The following is a 21,345-nucleotide window of genomic DNA, read 5'->3' as shown; positions in this document are numbered from 1 at the left end:
GCCGAGTCAATGTCGCTCCGCTGACTCTGCTGGCTTGGAAGTGCGTGCGGCGCATACTCGTAACTTCCTTGTCTCCAGCAGCGTCGGAAACGGCTGTCCCTGGAGGTTGTCGTGCCGGACGACCTCGCCACTCCAGGTGTCGGTCACCTCGAGGTGCACCTCGACGTCGGTCAGGCCGCCGGCGAAGACCCAGAAGTTGTCGAAGCCCTCGAAACCGCAGGCGTCGACCATCTTCACCAGGACCTCGACGATCGCCGGGTCGAAGAACCAGAAGTAGCCGCTGTCCGCGGTGAAGGGCACCGCGGTCGCGACGCCGGTCGTGCCGTCGCGCTTCCTCCACGACGCCCGCGCTTCGAACCGGCCGTCGAGGAGCGGCAAGACGGTGGATAGCACTGCGTCGGCGGCGGAGGCCGGCGCGGGCGCGCCGCCGGCGCCGGCGCCGCCAAAGGCGCAGACCTGGAACGAGCCGCTGTCGAACAGCGGACCGTAGGCCTCGCCCAGCGCCGTGCGGACGACCTTGCGCTCGCCGGTGGAGGTGTCGACGACCTCGAGCTCGACCTCGACGTTGGTGAGCCCGGTCGAGTACGCCCAGAAGTTCTCGAAGCCGGGCAGACCGCAGGCATCGACGATCTTGAGCAGCACTTCGGGATTCCCCGGCGCGAAGAACCAGAAGTAGCCGCTGTCGCCGGTGAGCGGCACGACACCGGCCGTACCGAGCTCGCCTGCGAAGTCTCTCCGCACCGCGCGCGCCCGGAAGCGGCCGTCCGCGAGGCAGAGCGTCGTCGCGTCGGCCACGCAGGGGGCCACCGACGGCCGATCGACCTCCCAGATCTCCCGCCCGACGACGCCATCGTCGGCCAGGAAGTAGAGGGCCTCACCGGTGGTTCCCAGCGCGATCGGCGCCGAGCTTTCGATCCCGGGGTAGAGATCGGCGACCGGCTGGGCGGTCGGGAACCCGCCGTCGACCTGCCAGAGCTCGAGCCCGGTGGCCGCGGTGCCGGCGCGGAAGATCACCTGATCGCCAACTGTCCGCAGCTGCCAGGGGGAGGAGCTCTCCGGACCCGGCTCGATATCCGCCGCGAGACCGGTACCGGCGGAGGTGCCGTCCGTTCTCCAGAGCTCGCCGCCGTGGACGGCGTCCGACCAGGCGAAGTAGATCCCCTCCGCGCCCCTCGCCGCCTCCGTGAAGTTGTAGCTGCCCGAGTTGGGCTCCGCCGGCAAGTCGGCGACCGCAAGCGTCCCCGTCGGGGTGCCGTCGGACTTCCAGATCTCGTACGTCGACGTCTGTGTCGCGATGTCCCACCGCGAGGCGAGAAAGAAGAGGTCTCCGCGCAGCCGATCCGCCTGTCGCGCGAAATCCAGCTGCTCTCCCGGGAAGCTCCGCAACCTCCGCGTCCGGTCGAAGCTGCCGTCACTCACCCACAGGTCGGCGGTCTGGTTCGCGCAGTACGTCTGCGCCGCGAAGAGCGCAGGACTCGCGCTCCCTTTGGGCGGCAGCCCGAGGTAGAACGGGCAGCCGTCGACGATCGACGGCCACTGCGCGACGAGGCGGGTGCCGTCGCCGGAGCTCTGTCGCAGCTCGAGCCCTGTACCCTCGCCGGTTGCCTGCCAGTCGACGGTGAAGACGAGACCGTCGGCGAGCGTTACCGCCTGGGTGACCCAGGCGCCCGGGAAATCGCCCAGCACCTTGCGCGTGCGCCGCGCGAGGTCGACGGCGACCACGCGCTCCCCGTTTTCGACGAGATACCAGAAGTCGCCGCTCTGCCCGACCGAGGTCGCGTGCTCCGCCGGCAGGTCCATCAGCTTCGAGATCGCGCCCGACCGCGGTCGCAGGCGGTAGATCGCCGGGTGGAGCTCCGGGTCGGTCGAACCGAGGAAGAGGTAGTCGGTGCCGGAGGGCAGCAGATCGTCGGCCCGTGCGCCGATGCCGGTGACCCGCGGGTCGTCCGCGAAGAGCGTGCGCAGGTCGCGCGACACCGGGTCGTAGCGCCAGATCTGCTCGGCGAAGGGGCCTTCGTCCCCGAGGTCGTGCTCGATGAAGAACCAGGCGTTCCCGGCGGCGCGCAGCGCGGGGGGGGCGTTGCGGATGCCGTGGCGGCCGCGATGCACCGGCACGGTCAGAAACGGCTCGACCGGGCCGTCGTCGATGGCGTGGCGGTAGAGCGTCCGTTCGTCGCCGTCGTCACTCGGCAGCGCGAAGACGAACGTGGAGCCGACCGCGCCGACCGGTTCCGGGTTGAAGAGACCCGGGCGATCCGGTCGCAAGTCCTCGACCATCGCTCCGGAGTCGGCCTGCGACCTGGCGCGCCAGAGCTCGATGCCGTGCTCCGTATCCGCGCCGGCGAAGACCCATCCGCCGCCTCCCGGCAGCGCCGCGATCGGTTCCCACGCATAGGGGTAGACGTACCACTGGATGCCCGCAAGCGGCCCGGCCAGACGCAGGGTCCCGGCGGGCGTTCCGTCGCTCGTCCAGAGCTCGCGGGCCAGAGCCTCGTCCGTCACGGTGGCGAAGAAGAGCGCGGCGTCGAGGACGACCGGTTGGACGTTCGGAGCGAAGCAGAGATCGGCCTCACAGAGCGTCTTCACCTGCGTCGCGCCGGTGCCGTCCAGAGCGCTCGACCAGACCGCCACGGAGAACTCGTCTCTGCGGGTGAAAAGCAGCCGTCCGCCGACGCCACGCACCCAGAGCTCGTCGTCGTAGCTCTCGCAGGAGTGGGAGTCGCAGGTCTCCGCGATCTCCGTCGCGATACCGCCCTCCAGGGGCGCGCGCAGCAGGTTGCAGGAGCGGCGGTCGTCGCCGCAGGCGACGAGATAGAGCCCGCCGTCGAAAAACTCGAACGAAGCCGTACGGGCGTCGCGCGAGCCCAGGGGGACAATGGGGCGAGTCGTCGCCTCCGTCCCGTCACCGCGCCAGACCCACTCCGTCCAGCCGACCGCGGCGGTGAAGTAGATCGAGCCGGCGTGCGCCACGGGCTCGTCGGTCACTCCGATCGGCAGGACCGCTCCGAGCGCGGTCCCCGCGGCCGTACCGTCCGAGTACCAGAGCTCGACGCGCGATGGCTCGGAGAGCGACACCGTGAAGGCGATGCCGTCGGCGATCCCAGTGAACGATCGCAGGCTGGCGTTCTGGTCCGGAAACGCCAGCGACCGCACCGCTACGGTGCCATCGGAAGTGCCGTCACTGTGCCAGACGACGAGCTCTCGCGAGGTCTCCTCCACCAGCATCAGGAGGTCGTTCGCGGCCCGCCGATGCAGCCCCGCCCGGACGCTGTCGCTCGTGCTCACGACGGCGACACGGGCGGTACCGGCGGCGGTTCCGTCGGTACGCCAGAGCTCGAGCGGCCGGTCGTACCATCCGCCCTGGAGAAAGAAGGTGCCACCCTCCTCCTCGATCCGACGCTCGACCGAGATCTGCGACCCCGGGGTGTAATACGAGCCGGGTGCCAGCAGGACCCTGGTGCCCGCAGGCGTACCGTCGCTCGCCCAGAGCGCCTCCCCGCCCCCGGCGCAGTTCACCGCATAGTAGGCCAGCGAAGCCGTCGTGAAGCGCAGCTCGAAACCGCCGGTGTCGAGCGGCCCGCAGCCGTTGGCGAGCTCGATCGTCCCGGCGGCGGTTCCGTCCGAGCGGAAGAGCCGCCGCGCGTGATCGTCCGGGCGGGCGGTGAACAGCACGAACGATCCGACCCGCACGAACTCGGACGGCTCCGAGCCCGCGCGCGAAGAAACCACGGTTGCGAAGTCCGCGACGAGGCGCGGTGCCGAGATCGCCGACGCGAGGGCCGGCCAGAGACAGACAAGGACTGCCAGGGTCACCACAGCTCGTTCGCGCATCGCGTCCCCTTCCCTATTGTGCGCCCGAGCCGCCCTCCGGTCGCAGATCGACCTCGAGCTCCTGCCGGGCAGTGGACAAAGAGCAAGGTCGGGGCCAACTCGAAAAGGCGCCCTGTCGGGAGCAGCAAAGCCAGTCCTGAGAAGCACTTGTGTCACCTGGGAGCGGCGCGATCGCGCGCCGGATTGCGGGCTCGAGAGCGAACGCTGCGCGGCCGGCGCGCAGGCCTGCTCAGCGCGCGAGCAGGTCCGGCAGAGGCTTCGCCTGCGCGCTGTCGGCGAAGAACACCACGAAGGCGGGCGCGAAGAAGCGCCGATCGGGCGCGAGTGCGGGCGCAGCGCCAATCGCAGCGCGGCGTTCCGACCGGGCGCGGGCGAGCCACTCGTCGGCCGAGTCCGGTTCGAGGCGCGCCAGGTCGAAGCAGGCGGCGGCGCGCAGCAGGTGGGCCTGGGCTCGCGCCCGGGAGCGCTCCGAGGCGAAGCGCTCGAGGAGGGCAAGAGCCTCGGCAGGCCTGCCGTCGAAGAGCTCCTGGGCAGCGCGCAGGAGCGCCCGAGGCGGCGAATCGAGGACGGCCGGCGGCGCGGCTGCGATGGTTTCGCGCGGCTCGATCTCCCCGGGACCAGCGGGGGGGACAGCAGGCGCGCTCTCCTCCGGCTGCGGGCCCACGATCGCCGGCGGCGCGGCGGACGCGACGTCGACGGCGGGTGATGGCGCAGACGCCCGTGTCCCTTCCGCTTGGCTCAGGCTCTCGCGATGACGATCGCTGCACTCCGTTCGCCGCAGAAGCAGGCGCGCGGCGCCGCGGGAGGCGCGCGCGGCCGCCTGGCGATCCGACTCGGCCCAGCTCGCCGCCGCCGCCGGGATCTCGCCGCTCTCGCAGAGAGCCACGCCGAGCGCCAGATGCGGCAGGTAGGGCTCGAAGTTCATCCCTGACGGGCGCGCCACCGGCTGCGGGCTTTCGTCCGGGTCGAGCGCGATCGCCGCCGCGAAGGCCTGTGCGGCCTCGCCGAAGCGCCCGAATTCGAGCTCGCGGGCGCCGCGCTCATAGGCCCGCACCGCCGCGGGTTTCGGCTCGCCGGCGCTCGCTGGAGCGGCCGTTGCGAGCACGAGGCAGAGGAGCGCCGAGGCGTGCCTCACCATCCCGTGGCCTCGAAGTAGGCGCGCGCTTCGAGACGCGCGAAACGGTGCTCGAGCCGCAGCGCCTCGCCGGCGACGACCCGCAACGGCAGCGCCGCCAGCTCTCCGGAGACCGGATAGCGCAGGACCGCAGTCCAGTCGCCGGTCGGCAGCCGCAGACGCGCCGGCAGCGCTATGGGAGCGGCGCCCAGGAGCTCGCGACCGGTGGCGTCGCGCAGCTCGACGAGCTCCCCGAACGGAACGACTTCGAACAGCACCTCGCCGGATGGAAGCGGCGCCGTCGCCCCAACGGAGGCATTCTCGCGGGCCACTGGCGCAGGAACCGCAGCAGGCGCCGGAAAGGGCGGATTCGCGCCAGCGAGGCGCAGGTACCAGGCCGTCCAGATCGCCGCCCCCGCGACGACGCTGAGCAGCGCCGCGACGAGCCATCGCCTCGACCGCGCGCGTCGACGGCGCGCGGAGGGCCGCGAGATCGTCGTGGTCGAGCTCCCCGTCGCGACCTCGGCGTCAGCGTCGAGACGCGCCATGGACTCCTGCGCGAGGGAGGCGAGCTGCGCGACTGGCGCCGGCGTGGCGCCCTCCGCGGCGTGCAGCCCGGCGCGAAATCGCTCCGCGCTCGCGGTGCGCTCCTCCGGCCGCACGGCGAGCGCCGCGACGAGGGGTGCCCGCAGCCCCGGCGGGAGGCGCAGGGTGAGCGGTCCTGCGGCACGCAACGGATCGGCGGCGATCCGGTCCGCGGCGCTCGGCGGACGCTCGCCGGTGAGCAGCGCCACGGCGGTCGCGGCGACACCGTAGACGTCCGTCCAGGCGCCGAGGCGCCCGCGCTCCTGGAAGAGCTCGAACGGCGCGTAGCCGGGCGAGAGAATGCCGTCGAGTGTCGCCGTGCGCTCGCCGAAGTCGCGCCGCGCCGCGCCGAAGTCGAGCAGCAGCGGCACTCCCGTCCCGGTCAGATAGAGATTGGAGGGCTTGATGTCGCAGTGCAGCACGCCCTGACGATGCACCGCCTCCAGGCCGTCCAGGATCTCGAGCAGGAGCGTCCGGACGATCTCCTCGTCCAGGCGTCCACCGGAGAGAGCCGCCACTTCGGCGAGATTCGCGCCGCGGTGGTACTCCATGACGAGATAGGCGGTACGGTTCTCCTCGAAGAGCTCGAGCACCCGCACGACGCGCGGATGACTGATGCGGGCGAGCGTGCGCCCCTCCTCGAGGAATCGCAGCTTGCCGAATTCGAACTGGGCGCTCTCGCTCGCACCGAGAGGGCGCACGAGCGGGTCCTCGCCGGCGCGACTCACCAGCTCGCGCGGGAAGTACTCCTTGATCGCGACCTCCCGGCGCAGGCGCTCGTCGAGCGCGCGATAGGTCTGGCCGAAGCCGCCGGGACGGCCGAGCCGATCGAGAACACGATAGTGTCCGCCGATCCGGCAACCCGGCGGCAGCACCGACGAACCGAGGGCTGGATCGAGGGAACCCGGGGGCAAAGGACTCATGTCGGAGACGTTCCAGACTAGCACTCTGATTCTGCTCGCGGCACTCGGTCTCGCGACCTTGGCCGCGAGCGCCGGGGCTCAGACCAACGACGAGATCGGCGCCGGTCTCGAGTTCGATTTTTCCCCTCCGGGCGCGCGCAGCCTCGGTCTCGGAGGCGCCTTCCTCGCTCTCGCGGACGACGCCACCGCAGCCTATGCGAATCCGGCCGGCCTCCTCGAGCTTCATCGCCCTGAGGTAGCCATCGAAGCGCGCGGCGCCGCCTTCGAGACCCGCTACGTCGACGGTGGCAGCTTCAACGGCACCCCGACGGGGACCGCAGCGACGCTCGCCGAGGGTTCGAACATCGACGCCCTCCCGGAGCTCGCCCAGAGCAGCTCGACCTCGCGGACGACCGGCATCTCCTTCCTCTCCGTCGTCTATCCGCGCCGCGACTGGGCGGTCGCGATCTTCCGCCACGAGCTCTCGCGCTTCGCGGCGTCGATCGACGAAAGTGCCGGGTTCTTCTTCTCGACCGCCGGCGCCTTGGGGCAGGAGGTCCGGCGCCGCGCAGCGCCCATCTCGGCCGAGCTCGACCTGGTGATCGAAGACCTCGGACTTTCGGGCGCCTATCGCCTTCAGGACCGCTTCTGGATCGGCGCCACCGTTCAGTCCTTCCGCTTTCGCTTCGACGCCACGACCCATCGCTATCGCGGCCTGACCGCCGAGGGCGAGACGCGGTTCGACGACGATCCGGAGATCTACGCCGCGGCGAACGAGTTCGATCGCCATGTCCAGGCGGGCGACTCGACCGCCTGGAGCGGCGCCGCGAGCTTCCTCTGGTCGAGCGCCGACAGCCGCCACCGGGTCGCCGGCATCTACCGTCCGGGCCCCTCCTTTGCGTTCGACTACGCCTTCCACTTCGGCGCCGCCGCGGTGGCGGACGGCGTCGCCGACGACCCGGACGAACAGCTCGAGGCGCTGCGGCGGACGGGCCGCGGGCGGTTTCGCGTTCCGGATTCCTGGGGTATCGGTTGGGTCTTCGAGCCGCGCACGAACTGGCTGCTCTCCACCGAGTTGAAGCACGTCAGCTCCTCGAAGCTCGCGCCGCGCGCCAATGTCCTCAAGGACGTTCGCTTCGCCGGCGGCGAGCCGCTCGGCTGCTGCCCCGGTGCCGGTGATCTTCCCGACGAGGGCTACAACGCCGGCAAGGACTCCCTGCAGCTCTTCGAGGTGGACGACGGCTATGAGCTGCATGCCGGACTCGAATGGGCCCGGCCCCGGGCGAGCGGAGACGTTCTCGCACTGCGCGCCGGAGTCTGGGGGGAGACCGAGCACCAGGTGCGCTACGTCGGCGACAATCCGCGCCTCGCCGGCAGATTCGTCTCCGGCGAGGATTCGATCCACGGCGCCGCCGGCGTCGGCTGGACTCATCCCTTCGCCGCCGAAGGAGCGAATCGGCTTCGGCCGACGTCGATCAGCGTCGACATCGGCTTCGACGCCTCCCGCCGCCGCCGACTCGCTTCAGGTTCGGTCGTCGTCCGGTTCTGAACTCGATCCGCCGGCCTCGCCGGCGGCGGCGAGGCCGTGGCGCGCGATCTTCGCCGCCAGACCGTTGCGCGAAATGCCGAGGAGCCGCGCGGCAAGACTCTGGTTGCCGCTGGCGACGGCGAGGGCCCGAGAGACGATCTCGCGCTCGGTCGCCGCCAGCCGAAAGTCGAGGTCGAGTGAGTCGTCCGCCGGTCGGCCTTTTCCGGCATCCCGTTCGGCGTCGAGGGAAACGCGGATCTCCGGGGAGAGCAGCGACGAGTCGAAAATCTCCCCTTCCGGGGCGAAAGTGACCCAGCGCCGCACCTCGTGTGCGAGCTCGCGCAGGTTTCCCGGCCACCCGTAGCTCTCGACGCACTCGAGCAGGCGAAGCGACAGGCCGGCCGGCTCACGCCCCGCGGCGCGCGAGAATCGCTCGACGAAGGCGCCGAGAAGCGCCGGAAGGTCCTCGCGGCGCTCGCGCAGCGGGGGCAGCGAGAGAGTGAAAGCGGCGAGTCGGAAGTAGAGGTCGGGACGAAAGCGACCAGCTCCGCACTCGACGCGCAGGTCGCGATTGGTCGCCGCCACGAAGCGGACGTCGAGCGGCGTCGCCGGTCCGCCCAGGGGAGCGAGCTCGGCGCTCTCGAGGATCCGCAGGAGTTTCGCCTGCAGCACCATGGGCAGCTCTCCGACCTCGTCCAGAAAGAAGGTGCCGCCGTCGGCGGTGCGCAGCGCACCGATGCGCGCGGCGACGCCCGTTGCCGCGCCACGCGCGACGCCGAAGAGCTCGGCCTCGACGAGCTCCGAAGGGAGAGCGGCACAGTTGACGGCGACGAACGGGCCGCTGCTCCGCGCGGAGCTCCGATGGATCGCCCGCGCGACGAGCTCCTTGCCGGTGCCGGTTTCGCCCAGCAGCAGCGCGGGCGAGCGGTCGGCGGCGACACGCTCCACCTCGCCCAGCAGGCGGAGCATGCGGCTGGAGGGCCCGACGACGAACTCCTCCGGCAGGCGAAGTCCCGGGAAGAGCGTCTCGACCGGCTGCAACTCGAACGGCGATCCGACACCGGGAAGGAACGTCGTCGGCTCGTCGAGTGCCGGCGCCGTGGGGTGGGTCGGGATGCGCGGCCAGGCGAGAGCGACCTCGGCGTCATCGGCGGCGACACGCTCGACGGTGATCCAGACTTCGCCCAGGCGCACCCGGTCGCCGGCGACGAGCGCCTGGCGGTCGATCCGGCGGTCGCCGAGCCAGATACCGTTCTTGCTGGCTCGATCCTCGACCCAGAGCACCTCGCCGGCGGGAACAAACCGGGCATGGTGCCGGGAGACACCGCTGGCCTCGAGGCGCAGATCGTTGCGTACGGAGCTGCCGACGCTCGTCCCTTGAGGCGGCACCAGCCGGGCGAGCCGGCGTCCGGCCGCTTCGGCGACGAGCCGGAATCGCTCTTGCCTGCCAGCGACTTTGGAGTCCTCCCGTTTCATGGTCGGAGATCCTCGCACGCCCGGCGATCGGTCCGCCGTTTCGCGGGAGATGGCTCGGCGCGGTTCGGCACCGGGCCCGGGCTAAGTGGTCGTCGGCTCCGGTGAATCGTCCTGCTCGCCGCGCTGCCGGCGCTCTTCGAGCCAGGCGGTCGCGAGGATCACCGCGTTCCAGACGTTCCACCAGACGACCGTGGTCCAGTTGGGCCACGCGACGACCGCCATGTAGTTGCAGATACCCACCAGCAGCATCGTCGTGACCACCGAGTTCTTCTTCAACTGCGGCAGGCGGACACGCGAAACCATCGCCAGCGCCATGAGGATCAGGGTCGCGGCGGCGGCGGCCGGAGGGATGTGGTCGCGCATCAGCGCGACGACCATGGCGTAGCCCGCACCGATCGGAATCGGCACGCCCAGCGTCCGCCGGTCCTTGGTATGCGCGTCGGCGGTCACGTTGAAGCGCGCCAGGCGGAGTACCCCCGCCATCACGAAAACCAGCGCTGCGGCGACGCCCCAGGGTCCGAGCGGACGCATCAGGGCCTGATAGACGAGGAAGGCCGGCGCGGCGCCGAACGACAGGGCGTCCGAGAGACTGTCGAACTGCTGGCCGAAGCGGCTGGTCGCCTTGAGCAGGCGCGCCAGCTGGCCGTCGAACAGGTCACAGTAGATGGCCGCCACCAGCAGGTAGACGGCAATGTCGTATTCGCCCTGCGACGCTGCGAGCATCGAGCAGAAGCCGAAAACGAGGCCGGCGCCGGTGACCAGACTCGGCACGACCTTGCGGACCGGCAGCCGTGGATTTCTCACGATGCCAGAGCATAACTGAATCGGCAGATCGCCCGTCCGGCTGTAACTTCGGGGCGACGGGCCCGTAGTGCAGGGGGTAGTCGGTCCTTCCACCCTGACGAGGAGACTCCGATGTTCCGAACCCGCGCCCCCCAGCTCCCGACGATCTCTTCGGCCCGTTTCCTCCTGGTCGCCGGCGCCGTCGCTCTGGCCAGCCTCTCCCCCGCCTTCGCTGCCGACGCCCAGCGCCAGGTCGAGCGCACGCTCGCCGGCCGCCCCAATCTGGTCGTCGAGCTGCACAACCTGGCCGGGAACGTCACCGTCGCCGCCACCAGCGGGTCGGAGGTCCGGATCGCCGGGACGGTCTTCGCCGCGGGCAAGACCGCGGCCGAGGCCGAACGGGTCGCCGGGCTCCTGAACGTGACCTACGAGGAGAAGGGCGATCGCTGGATCGTCAAGGCGACCTACCCGCTCGAGGAGAGCCGCAAGTACTGCTACCCGCGCCAGGGCGAGGGCGAAGCGTTGCCCTGGTTCCTCGAGTGGCTCGACATGGGGAGCTCCAACTTCAAGTACGACGGTCGGCAGGTCAGCATCGTGAGTCAGCCCGGGGCCGGCGCTTTGACCCTCTACGCGGACTTCCGCATCGAGGTCCCGGCAGGAGTCGGCGTTACGGTCAAGGACGGCATCGGTGTGGTGGCTTCGTCCGGCGTCCGCGGCGCCCAGACCTTGGACATCGCCACCGGCGAGATCCAGGTCCAGGACGGCGAGGGCAGCCTCTCCGCCGACACCGGCTCAGGCGATGTCCATATTCGCAGGCAGAAGGGCGACGTCCAGGTCGACACCGGATCGGGCGACGTCCGGCTCGAGCAGGTCGCAGCCGGCAGAGTGGACATCGACACCGGCAGCGGCGACATCCACCTTCAGGACGTCGCTGGAGCGTTCAGTTGCGACACGGGCTCGGGTGACATCGTCGGCAAAGCACTGAAACTGGGGAGTAACCTCAACGCCGACACCGGCTCGGGAGACGTCACCCTGTCGGGAGACTTCTCGACCGTCTCGCGGATCGCGATCGACACCGGCAGCGGCGACGTCACCCTCGAGGCGAGCCCGGCGACCGCGGCGCCGCAGGTGCGCATGGCCGTGAGCACCGGCTCGGGAGAGATCTCCCTCGACCTGCCGTCGAGCCGCGTGACCCACAGCGGACGCGGCGACTTGAAGGCCGAGATCGGCGCCGCCACCGGCACCGCCGCCATCTCCACCGGCAGCGGCGACGTCACCGTGCGCACCGCCCGGTAATCTCGACTCTCGCTCGACTCTCGCCGCGCTCGCTCTGGGACCGCCCGACCTCGCCCTAGGAGGACAGGGTCATGGCGATCCAGGAGAGGAGCTGGGCGTGGAGGCCTTTCGGACCCGGCCGCCCGAGGTCGAGATCCGCGGGCATGCCGACGTGGCCTCCGCGCGGCGTCCAGGTGACCTCGGTGGTGGGCGAAACGCGCGCGAGGGCGCTCGTGAGCGTCCAGACCGGCACCATCGGATCGTTTTCCGACTCGATGATCCAGGCCGGCAGCGCGATCCGGTCGAGGATCGGCGCGACGCTGGCGCGGGCGTAGTAGTCCTCGGCCGAGGCGAAACCCCAGCGAGGCGCGACGACGAGGTCGTCCCACTCGCGGATCCCCCGCACCCGCGCCCGCCGCATCCGATCGACCGGCACTGCACGCACCTTCTCCACCGCGTCGAGGTGCTGTTTGAGTCCCGGCAGAATGTACCGGCGATAGAGCCAGGCGGCAGGAGAGTCGAGCGCCGTCGCACCGCGGTCGAGATCGAGCGGCGCGCAGACGGCAACGACGCCCGAGAGTCGCGGGTCGGTCCTTCCCGGCCGTTCTGCCGCGTAGCGCAGCGCCACATGGCCACCGAGCGAGTAACCGACGACGGCGACCCTGTCGAAGCGCGCCAGCTCCGGCGCGCCGAGCACGGACTCGAGATCGAGCGTCAGCCCGGCGTGATAGTAGTCCTGCGCGGCGCGCTCGGCGCCGCGATGGTTGAGCCGCAGACAGGCGTGCCCGGCGGCGACCGCAGCGGTCGCGAACTGACGCATATAGGAGCTCTCGGCGCTGCCACCGAGACCGTGCAGGGCGACGAGGAGTGTGCGCGCGGTGGGCGGCGCGTGCAGCGCACCGGAGAGGACGAGCCGACCGACCGTCGGGTCAGGAATCGCAAGGCGAAACGGTTCGTGCTGCGGGGCGCTGGGCGGCCGGAAGTACGACACCGCCGCCGGCGCGACCGTCCAGAACTTCCCCGAGAAACTCGTGCCCCGGCGCAAGCGGCTACATGCGCCGCGATTCGCCGAAGACGATCTCGAACTCGAGGCGCTTGCCGTCGCGCAGGACGACCGCCTTCGCCTTGTCGCCCGGTTTCGCCTGGCGGAGCAGGAACATGAAGTCGTTGATATCGCCGATGTCCCGGCCGAGAAGCCCGATCAGAATGTCGCCGCGCTGGAGGCCAGCCTTCTCGGCGGCACTACCCGGGCGGGTACCCGCGAGCAGCACGCCGCTCTTGCCCTCGCCCGGCCCGGCGTAGTCCGGAATCGTCCCCAGAGAGGCGCCGAACGAACGCACGTCGCCGCGCGGCGCCGGCTCCGGCACCGACCGCAGCGTGAGCTTCTCTGCCCCCGCCGCCGCGACCGCGAGGTCGGCGGCGAGCGCCGCGACCGTCGCGCCGCCGGTGGCGTTGATCCGGCCGCTGTCGTCGCTGGGCCGGTGGTAGTCGTCGTGCGTGCCGGTGAAGAGATGGAGAATCGGAATGCCGGCCGCATAGAAGGGCGTCTGGTCCGAGGGCCCGTACCCGTCTCCCGAGGTCGTGCACAGCACCCTGCGCGCGGCGCAGAGCGGCTCCGCGATGGCCGGCCACTCCTCCGCCGACCCGCCGCCGAGGATCGCCAGCTTGTTGTCGCGCAGGCGCCCGACCATATCCATGTTGATCATGGCGCGAACGCTCTTCAAGTCGAGGCCGGCCGGCGGATTGCGCGTGAAGGCCGTCGAGCCGAGGAGCCCCCGCTCCTCGCCCGAGAAGCCGATGAACAGCACGTCCTGCGCGAGCTCGGCCTTGCGGCCGGCGAGGATGCGCGCGCTCTCGAGCAGCGCCGCTGTCCCCGAGGCGTTGTCGTCGGCGCCGTTGTGGATCTCCTCGGAGCCGGGAGCCATCGAGCTCGCGCCCCCGTGGCCGAGGTGGTCGAAATGCGCTCCCAGCACGACGACGCCGGGGCGAACCTGCGGATTCGCGCTCTTCAGCCGTCCGACCACGTTGGTGCTCGGTTTGCGTTCGGCGATCAATTCGACGACCAGATCTGCCGCGTGATTTCCCTCGAGGAGGGTTTTGCCGATCTCACGTTTGAGTGCGGCGATGACCAGACCGGCATCCCCGGCCTGCTCGGCAGAAAGCTTCGGTAAAGGGGCCTCGTCGGGCATCGCGACGCCCTCCGCGAGCTCGGGAAGGTCGACCACGAGCAGTGCGAGGGCCCCGTGCTCTCTCGCAGTGAAGGCCTTGTAGCGCAGGTCCGAGTAGCGGCGCTCATCGGCGTCCTGGAAGTTGTCGCCGGGGGGAACGAAGCGACGGACCAGCACGATCTTGCCCTCGACGTCGATGCCGGCGTAGTCATCGCGGTTCTTGTCTTTGGCGACGATCCCGTAGCCGGCGAAGACGATCTCGCCACTCGCCCTGGCGCTCTTCGAGAACGAGAGCGGCGTGAAGGCGTCGGCAGCGACCGGTGTTGCGTCAAGGGACAATGCCGTCGTCGGACCGGAGGTGAGCGCCACCGTGACGTCGAACTCCTGGCGGTAGCCCCCGTTGACTCCCGCCGGCTCGAGACCGAGCGCCTTGAAGCGCTCCTCGATGTAAGCGGCCGCCGCCTCGTTGCCGTCGGTGCCGACGCCGCGTCCGTCGCGGGCGTCGTCGGCCAGCCAGGCGACGTCGGCGCCGTAGCGGTCCTCGGCGCGGAGCTCCGTGGCGACCGCCGGGGCGTCAGTCCAGCGCGCGATGTAGACATCGGTCTCGCCGGGCTTGCCCTGGTTGCGGTTCGACGAGAAGGCGAGCTGCTTGCCGTCCGGCGAGAACATCGGGAAGCCGTCGAAGCCGGCGAAAAAGGAAATCCGCTCGAGATCGGTACCATCGACGTCGACCGCCCAGATGTCGAACTCCCGTCCCTTGGGGTCGCCGTAGTTGGTCGAAAAGAGGATCCGCTTGCCGTCGGGGAAGAAGAAAGGCGCGAACGAGGCGGCGCCAAGGTTGGTCACCTGGCGGGCATCACGGGCGCCCTCGAGGGTCATGTCGGCCACCCAGATCTCGAGCTTGCTCGGGCGCACCAGGTTCTCCGTCAGGAGCTTCTGATAGTCCTCGAGGTCAGCTCCGGTCGGGCGCGAGGCGCGATAGACGATCTGCTTGCAGTCGCGCGAGAAGAAGGCGCCGCCGTCGTAGCCGGGAGTGTGGGTGAGGCGCACCACGTTCTTGCCGTCGGCGTCCATCCGGTAGAGCTCGAGGTCGCCGTCACGCGTGGAGGTGAAGACGACCGAGCCATCGACCGGGCAGATCGTCGCCTCGGCGTCGTAGGCATCGTTCTTCGTGAGCTGCTGCAGATCTCCGCCCTCCCGGCTGCCGGCGAACAGCTCGTAGGTGCCGTCGATCGCCCAGACATAGCCCTTCGAGCGGTCGGGCGGCGCCGGGCAATCGGGCGACGCGAGATGGGTCGAGGCGTAGAGGAAGCGCTGGCTGTCGGGATAGAAGTAGGCGCAGGTCGTCTTGCCCTTGCCGGTCGAGAGCAGCGACGGGGCCGCGCCATCGGCCGGCAGCGAGAAGATCTGGTCGCAGGCGTAGGGCGGCCGAGTGGTCTGGAAGGAGAGCTTGAGTCCGTCTTCGGCCCAGTAGGCCTCGGCGTTCTCGCCGCCGAAAGTGAGCTGGCGGATCTCCGCCAGGTGCACTTCGCGCGCGTCGTGCAGGACCGCTGTCCCGCCTGGATCGGCCTGGGCGGCGACCGGGCCGGAGATCACGAGGGTCAGTCCGGCGCCGAACGCGAGCGCGCGGCGATAGCGTGCAATGCGGGACTTCATGAGCATGGGGTCTTCTCCACCTTTCGAGATGGATTCTATTGCAGGACGCATCCCTCCACCGGATCCACGCGTACCGATCGTCATGGGGAGGGCGGCGCGGCTTCTACTCTGCGAAAGAACTCGCTATCCTCGACCTGACCGAGCCCGCCGCGTTCGCACTCCGGCCGGGCTGGGAGTTCGAATCTCGCCATGAATCCGACACGACTCCGCGCGCTCGCCGCGCTTCTCGCCCTCGCGGCCGCCCTCGCTGCGGGCGCTGCCGGTTCTCCCCTGCCGGCCCAGCCGCCTCCGGCACCGATTCCAGCCGGGCCGCCGCTCACGCTCGAGCAGGCGATCGAGCTCGCCCTCGTCGGCAACGAAGTCTCCGGCGTCGCGGCCGCCCGGCTCGAGCGCGCCGTGGCGCTGCGACGTCAGGCGATCGCCCAGTTCCTGCCGGCGCTCACGATCACCGCCAACGCCACCCGCCGGGCGCGCGAGGTGACCCGGCTCATCGACGGCGACGAGGTCACGGTGCAGGCCATCGACGCCTACTCGAGTCAGGCGGTGGCCGAAACCCCGCTCTTCGACCTCCGCGCCCTGCCGCTGATCCGGGCGGCGACGGTCGGCCTCGAAGCGCAGACGATCGAATCGCAGGAGCTCCGCCGTGCGCTCGCCTTCGACGTCGCCGACGGTTTCTATGCGGCGCTCTCGCTCGAACGTCTTCTCGAGGCGGCACGACAGCGCGTCGCCGTGGGCCGCCAGACCGTGGACGAGTCGCGCCTCCGGCTCGAGGCCGGGCTCGCCAATCGCAACGACCTCACCCGCACCGAGCTCGAGCTCGCGACCGCCGAGCTCGTCGCCACCCGGGCGGCCAACACCGTCACGACGGCTCGACTGTCGCTCTTCTACCTGATCAACGCGCCGGCCGATCGGCTCGTGGGTGAGCTCGAGGTTCCGGAGCGCCCGGCGCCGCTCGGCAGCGACCGCGAGGTCCTGGTCGCGCAGGCCCTCGCCGGCCGGCAGGAGCTCGAGGCCCTCGATCAGCGCTGGCAGCAGGCGCGCCAGCTGGCGCTCGCTCCCCGCCTGGGCTGGGTGCCGCGCCTCGACCTGCGCGGCCTCTACCGCTGGACCAACGAGGCCGGGCTGAACGGGAACTCGGAGGACTGGAACATCGGGGCGAACTTCACCTGGGAGCTCTTCGATGGCGGCGACCGGATGGCGCTCGCCGCGCAGCGCGACGCCGAAGCCCGGGAGGTCGAGCTCGACCTCGTCCAGCGCCGGCGTCAAGTGGCGCTGGAGGTCGATCGGGCCTCGGCCGACCTCGCCACCGCCGAAGCCGCGCTCGCCCAGGCGCGGACTCAGCTCGCCTTTGCCGTCCAGAATGCCGAGGAGGTTCGCGAACGCTTCCAGAACGGCCTCGCGACCGCGCTCGAGCAGACCGATGCCCAGGTCTCGGCCTTCGAAGCCGAAGTCGAGGTCGCGCGCCAGGGCTTTGCCCGCGACGTCGCCGACCTCGCGCTCCGGCGGGCGCTCGGCGGTTGGCCCGCCGGCAGCGCACGGCTGGCCTCGTCCACCTACTCGCCCCTGCCCGCTTCGTCTCAGTCCCTGGAAAGTCCATCCCCAGGGTCTCCGGAGGTTCCGTGACTTCGACCCGATTCCGCCGGCGCGGTCTGGCGACGCTTGCCGCCTGCCTTCTGCCCTGGACTTTCGCCCTCGCCGGCTGCGGCGGGAAGACGGCCGACACCGGGCGCCCGGCGCGCGCCGAGGTGCGTTTTCCGGTCGAAACAGCCCGGGTCGCGGCGCGAAACGTCGAATACAGCGTGCGCGCGGTCGGATCGATCGAAGCGTTCGAAGAGGTGGCCGTGACGGCGCGGGTCGCCGGCGTGGTCGAGCGCGTGCGCTTCCGCGAAGGCGACAGCGTGACCGCCGCGACACCGCTCGCCGAGATCGAGCCCGAACGCTACTCGCTCGCGACCGCGGCTGCCCGGGCGGCGCTCGCCAAGGCCCAGGCCACGGCAGACGAGGCGAAGAACGGACTCGAGCGCCGCCAGGCGGTGAACGTGAAGAACCCGGATCTGGTGCGCGCCGAAGAGGTCGACGCCTGGCGGACGCGGGTCGCCGCGGCGGGAGCCGAGATCCAGCAGGCGAAGACCGCCCTCTCCCTGGCCCAGCTCAATGAGCGCGACGCGATCGTGCGCTCTCCGATCGCCGGAGTGATCCAGACCCGCGCCATCGAGACCGGCCAGTACGTATCGCCCGGCACCGAAATCGCCACCCTGGTGCGACGCGATCCGCTGCTGCTGCGCTTTCGCGTCCCCCAGAACGAGGCGACCCCGCTCGGCAACGGCATGCTGGCGCGTTTCCGACTGCGTGAAGGGTCGGAGAAGAGCTATTCGGCGCGCATCCGGCTGGTCGGAGCGGCCGCCGACTCGCGCGACCGGATGGTGGCGGTGACCGCGGAGGTCGACGATCCGGCGCGCGCGGAGCTGCGTCCAGGCACTTTCGTCGAAGTCGAGGTCCCGGTCGGGGGTGTCGCCGCCGCAGCGGTCATCCCGCAGACCGCCATTCGTCCGAGCGAGCACGGCTTCCTGGCCTTCGTCGTCGAAGGCGACGTCGCCCGCGAGCGCGTGCTCGAGCTCGGACTGCGCACGGCCGAAGGCGATGTCGAGGTGCGCCGCGGGCTCGCCGTCGGCGAGCTCCTCGTGGTACGCGGCGCCGAAGCCCTCCGCGACGGCGCCAAGGTGAACCTCGAGGCAAAACCGGTCGACGCCACCGTCACCGGCCCCGCGTCCACCGTCCCGCCAAACTGAGATGCGCCGATGAAACTCACGGAAGCCTGTATCAACAAGCCCGTTTTCGCCTGGATGCTCATGGCGGGCACCGTCCTCTTCGGCATCGTGGCGGCCTCCCGTATCGGCATCAGCCAGATGCCCGATGTCGATTTTCCGACCATCAACGTCTCGGTCAACTGGGAGGGAGCCGCCCCGGAGGTCGTCGAGAACGACGTCCTGCAACCGCTCGAAGAGGCGCTGGTGCAGGTCGAGGGCGTCACCGGCCTGACTTCGACCGCGCGCCAGGGCGGCGGATCGGTCACCGTCGAGCTCGACCTTTCGCGCGACGTCGACCTGGCGCTCCAGGACGTCACTGCCAAGGTTCAGCAGGCCGCCCGTCGCCTGCCTCGCGACATCGATCCGCCGGTGATCTCGAAGAGCAACCCCGAAGATCAGCCGATCATGTGGATCGGACTGACCGGCCCGTATTCGCGCCAGTTCATCGCCGACTACGCCCGCTATCGCGTCAAGGAACGCCTGCAGACCGTGCCGGGGATCGGCGAGATCACCGAGGGCGGCTCGATCGAGCGCAACGTCCGGATCTGGGTCGACTCGTCGGCGCTCGACTCGCGCAATCTGACGGTCGGTGACGTCACCCGCGCTCTGGTGCGCGAGCATGTCGAGCTGCCGGCGGGACGGATCGAGGTGCCGGGACGCGAGGTCAACGTCCGCGTTCTGGGCGAGGCGATGGACTTGGAGACGCTCCAGAACATCGTGGTGGCCGAAGGGGGCGCGCCGGCCATCGCCGGCCGGGCGACCTCGGGAGGGACGCCGGTCTACCTCAAAGACGTGGCCCTGGTCGAGGACGGCTTCGAGGACATCCGGCGCGCCTCGCGCTTCAACGGCCAGCCGGCGCAGGGCCTCGGGATCCGCAAGCAGCGCGGCGCCAACGCCGTCGCCGTGGCCAGGGCGATTCGCGCCGAGATGGCCGAGATCGGGAAGACCCTGCCGCCCGGAATGAGTCTCGAGACCAATTTCGACTCGACCCTCTATATCGAGGAGTCGGTGAACGAGATCGAGTTCGAGCTCTTCCTCGCGGTCCTTCTCACCGCACTCGTCTGCTGGCTCTTCCTCGGTTCGCTCTCTTCGACACTGAACGTCGTCCTCGCCATACCGATGTCGCTCCTCGGCACGGTGGCGGTGATCTACTTCCTCGGCTTCACCCTCAACACTTTCACCCTGCTCGCGCTCGGCCTCTCGGTCGGCATCGTGGTGGACGACGCCATCATGGTGCTCGAGAACATCTTCCGTCACGCCGAGTCGGGCGAGGACCGCGTCACCGCGGCGCGCGAGGGCACGCGGGAGATCGCCTTCGCGGCGCTCGCTGCGACCCTCGCCGTCTGCGCCATCTTCATCCCGGTCGTCTTCATGGAGGGGATCGTCGGCAAGTTCTTCCTGCAGTTCGGGGTCACGCTCTGCGTCGCGGTGCTGCTCTCCTATCTCGAAGCGGTGACCCTCGCCCCCGCCCGCTGCTCGCAGATCCTCGACGTCTCCCGCGAGCGCCGCAGCCGGGTGGGCCGGGCCGTCGACGAGGGCTTCAGGCGCCTCGCCAGGCTCTACTCGCGGGTGCTGCCCTGGGCGCTGCGCCGCCCGGTCCGGGTGATCGCCGGCAGCTTCCTGCTCTTCGCCCTCGCGATCGTCGTCTTCCGCGCCATGCCCAAGGAGATGGTGCCGTCGCAGGACCAATCGCGGGTCATGATCCGGCTCACCGGCGCCGTCGGCTCCGATCTCGCCGAAACCGACCGCCTGGTTCGGCGCGGCGAGGAGTATCTGCTCTCCCGCCCCGACGTGCTGCGCGTGTTCTCGGTCGCCGGCGGCTTCGGGGGCGGCGGAGTCAACACCGGGGTCTACTTCGTGACCCTCGTCCCGCCGGGCGAACGCGCCGCGACGCAGGCGCAGTGGAGCTCCGAAGTTCGCAAGGAGCTCAACTCCTATCCCGGCCAGCGCGCCGTCGTCCAGGACCTATCGCAGCAGGGTTTCACCGCGCAGCGCGGCTTCCCGGTCGAGTTTTCGGTGCGCGGCTCCGACTGGAACCAGTTGATCGGCACCAGCCAGCAGTTGATGAGCGAGCTCAAGCAGTCGGGCCTCGTGGTCGATCTCGACAGCGACTACCAGCTCGGGATGCCCGAGCTCTCCGTCCTGCCCGACCGAGCCCGCGCCGCCGACCTGGGCGTCGGCATGGACGACATCGCGACCTCGCTCAACGCCCTCGTCGGAGGCGTGCGCGTCGGCAAGTACAGCGCCGGCGGCCGGCGCTACGACGTCCGCCTGCGGCTCCTCGCCGGCCAGCGCTCGCGGCCGGAGGACCTTGCCCACCTGCGCGTGCGGGCGTCGACGGGCGAGCTCGTGCCGCTCTCCGCGCTGGTCTCGACGGAGGAGCGTCCGGCGCTGCAAGCGATCACCCGCCGGGATCGCGAGCGCGCAATCACAGTGTTCGCCAACGTCGCACCGGGCTCGTCGCAGGACAAGGCGCTCGCCAAGGTCGAGGAGCTCGCCAAGAGTTCGCCGCTGGGGGTCCGCGTCGTCCTCGGAGGTGCCAGCGTCGCTTTCCGCGACTCGATGTCGTCACTGCTCTTCGCGCTGGTGCTGGGGATCATCGTCGCGTACATGATCCTGGCCTCGCAGTTCAACTCGTTCCTCCACCCGGTGACGGTGCTGACGATCCTGCCGCTGTCGATCGCCGGCGCCGCCTTCGCGCTGTGGGGGACGGGCAGGACCCTCAACATCTTCTCGATGATCGGGCTCCTGCTCCTCATGGGCATCGTCAAGAAGAACTCGATCATCCTCGTCGACTACGCCAATCAGCTGCGCGAGAAGGGACGGAGCGCCGCCGGGGCGATCCTGCGCGCCGGCCCGGTGCGGCTGCGCCCGATCCTCATGACTTCGGCGGCGACGATGATGGCGGCCTTCCCGGCGGCGCTCGGCCTGGGCGCCGGCTCCGAGACCCGGGCGCCAATGGCGGTGGCTGTCATCGGCGGCCTGATCGTCTCGACCGCGCTCTCGCTGCTGGTGGTGCCGGCCTTCTATCTCCTCGCCGCGCGCGGCAAGGAGCGGCTCAGGGCGCGCCGCGCACGGCGCTCTCCGGGGTTCCCAGCACGAGCTCCTTCAACCACTGCCACGCGGCCCTGAAGCCGCGCACGATGCGGCCCTCGAGGACCTCGCCGGCTCCGAGCCGCGCGGCGAGCTCCACCTCGCGGGTGCGGAAGCGCGGCGGGAA

12 protein-coding genes are annotated in these 21,345 nt (G+C 70.5%); 5 read left to right on the top strand and 7 right to left on the bottom strand.

Annotated features, from left to right (window positions below; genetic code table 11):
* Positions 1 to 6: 6 nt before the first annotated feature.
* From KBI44_14005 to KBI44_13995, 3 genes are all read right to left on the bottom strand, one after another.
* Positions 7 to 3,831, bottom strand: a complete 3,825-nt coding sequence (locus tag KBI44_14005) for a hypothetical protein (protein MBP9145595.1) — start codon at positions 3,829 to 3,831, stop codon at positions 7 to 9.
* A 229-nt stretch (positions 3,832 to 4,060) separates the two neighbouring features.
* On the bottom strand, positions 4,061 to 4,969 hold the full coding sequence (locus KBI44_14000; protein ID MBP9145594.1) for a hypothetical protein: 909 nt from the start codon (positions 4,967 to 4,969) through the stop codon (positions 4,061 to 4,063).
* Positions 4,963 to 6,453, bottom strand: coding sequence for a serine/threonine protein kinase (locus tag KBI44_13995; protein ID MBP9145593.1), 1,491 nt, complete (start codon positions 6,451 to 6,453; stop codon positions 4,963 to 4,965). The genes KBI44_14000 and KBI44_13995 overlap by 7 nt, the downstream gene beginning before the upstream one ends.
* Here KBI44_13995 and KBI44_13990 point away from each other — a divergent pair.
* Positions 6,452 to 7,981 carry a hypothetical protein gene (locus KBI44_13990; GenBank protein ID MBP9145592.1) on the top strand — a complete coding sequence of 510 codons (1,530 nt, stop codon included), beginning with the start codon at positions 6,452 to 6,454 and terminating at the stop codon, positions 7,979 to 7,981. The two genes, KBI44_13995 and KBI44_13990, sit on opposite strands and share 2 nt — an antisense overlap.
* On the opposite strand, the gene KBI44_13985 is transcribed toward KBI44_13990, so the two are convergent.
* Positions 7,955 to 9,436 (bottom strand): sigma 54-interacting transcriptional regulator, encoded by a 1,482-nt coding sequence (locus KBI44_13985; GenBank protein ID MBP9145591.1) that lies wholly within the window; start codon positions 9,434 to 9,436, stop codon positions 7,955 to 7,957. The genes KBI44_13990 and KBI44_13985 overlap by 27 nt on opposite strands.
* 81 nt (positions 9,437 to 9,517) lie before the next feature.
* A complete protein-coding gene (locus KBI44_13980; GenBank protein MBP9145590.1) occupies positions 9,518 to 10,240 on the bottom strand; it encodes a phosphatidylcholine/phosphatidylserine synthase in 723 nt (240 codons plus the stop codon).
* A gap of 111 nt (positions 10,241 to 10,351) precedes the next feature.
* On the opposite strand from KBI44_13980, the gene KBI44_13975 reads away from it, so the two are divergent.
* Positions 10,352 to 11,515 carry a DUF4097 family beta strand repeat protein gene (locus KBI44_13975; protein MBP9145589.1) on the top strand — a complete coding sequence of 388 codons (1,164 nt, stop codon included), beginning with the start codon at positions 10,352 to 10,354 and terminating at the stop codon, positions 11,513 to 11,515.
* Positions 11,516 to 11,570: 55 nt separating this feature from the next.
* Here KBI44_13975 and KBI44_13970 read toward each other — a convergent pair whose 3' ends face one another.
* Both KBI44_13970 and KBI44_13965 read right to left on the bottom strand, forming a co-directional pair.
* Entirely contained in the window at positions 11,571 to 12,539 is a 969-nt protein-coding gene (locus KBI44_13970) for an alpha/beta fold hydrolase (protein ID MBP9145588.1), read from the bottom strand.
* Positions 12,540 to 12,543: 4 nt separating this feature from the next.
* Complete coding sequence (locus KBI44_13965) at positions 12,544 to 15,324, bottom strand: M28 family peptidase (protein MBP9145587.1); 2,781 nt, start codon at positions 15,322 to 15,324, stop codon at positions 12,544 to 12,546.
* 183 nt (positions 15,325 to 15,507) lie between these two features.
* On the opposite strand from KBI44_13965, the gene KBI44_13960 reads away from it, so the two are divergent.
* Genes KBI44_13960 through KBI44_13950 form a run of 3 tightly spaced genes read left to right on the top strand, consistent with a single transcriptional unit; the run spans position 15,508 to position 21,257 of the window.
* Positions 15,508 to 16,941 (top strand): TolC family protein, encoded by a 1,434-nt coding sequence (locus tag KBI44_13960; GenBank protein ID MBP9145586.1) that lies wholly within the window; start codon positions 15,508 to 15,510, stop codon positions 16,939 to 16,941.
* Complete coding sequence (locus tag KBI44_13955) at positions 16,938 to 18,107, top strand: efflux RND transporter periplasmic adaptor subunit (protein MBP9145585.1); 1,170 nt, start codon at positions 16,938 to 16,940, stop codon at positions 18,105 to 18,107. Before KBI44_13960 ends, KBI44_13955 begins: the two co-directional genes overlap by 4 nt.
* Before the next feature lie 9 nt (positions 18,108 to 18,116).
* The gene (locus KBI44_13950; protein MBP9145584.1) at positions 18,117 to 21,257 is read left to right on the top strand and encodes an efflux RND transporter permease subunit; all 3,141 of its coding nucleotides are present in this window, start codon (positions 18,117 to 18,119) and stop codon (positions 21,255 to 21,257) included.
* Positions 21,258 to 21,345 lie beyond the last annotated feature (88 nt).

The organism is Thermoanaerobaculia bacterium, from assembly GCA_018057705.1.
Lineage (GTDB): Bacteria > Acidobacteriota > Thermoanaerobaculia > Multivoradales > JAGPDF01 > JAGPDF01.
This window is presented reverse-complemented; position numbering and strand designations above follow the sequence as displayed.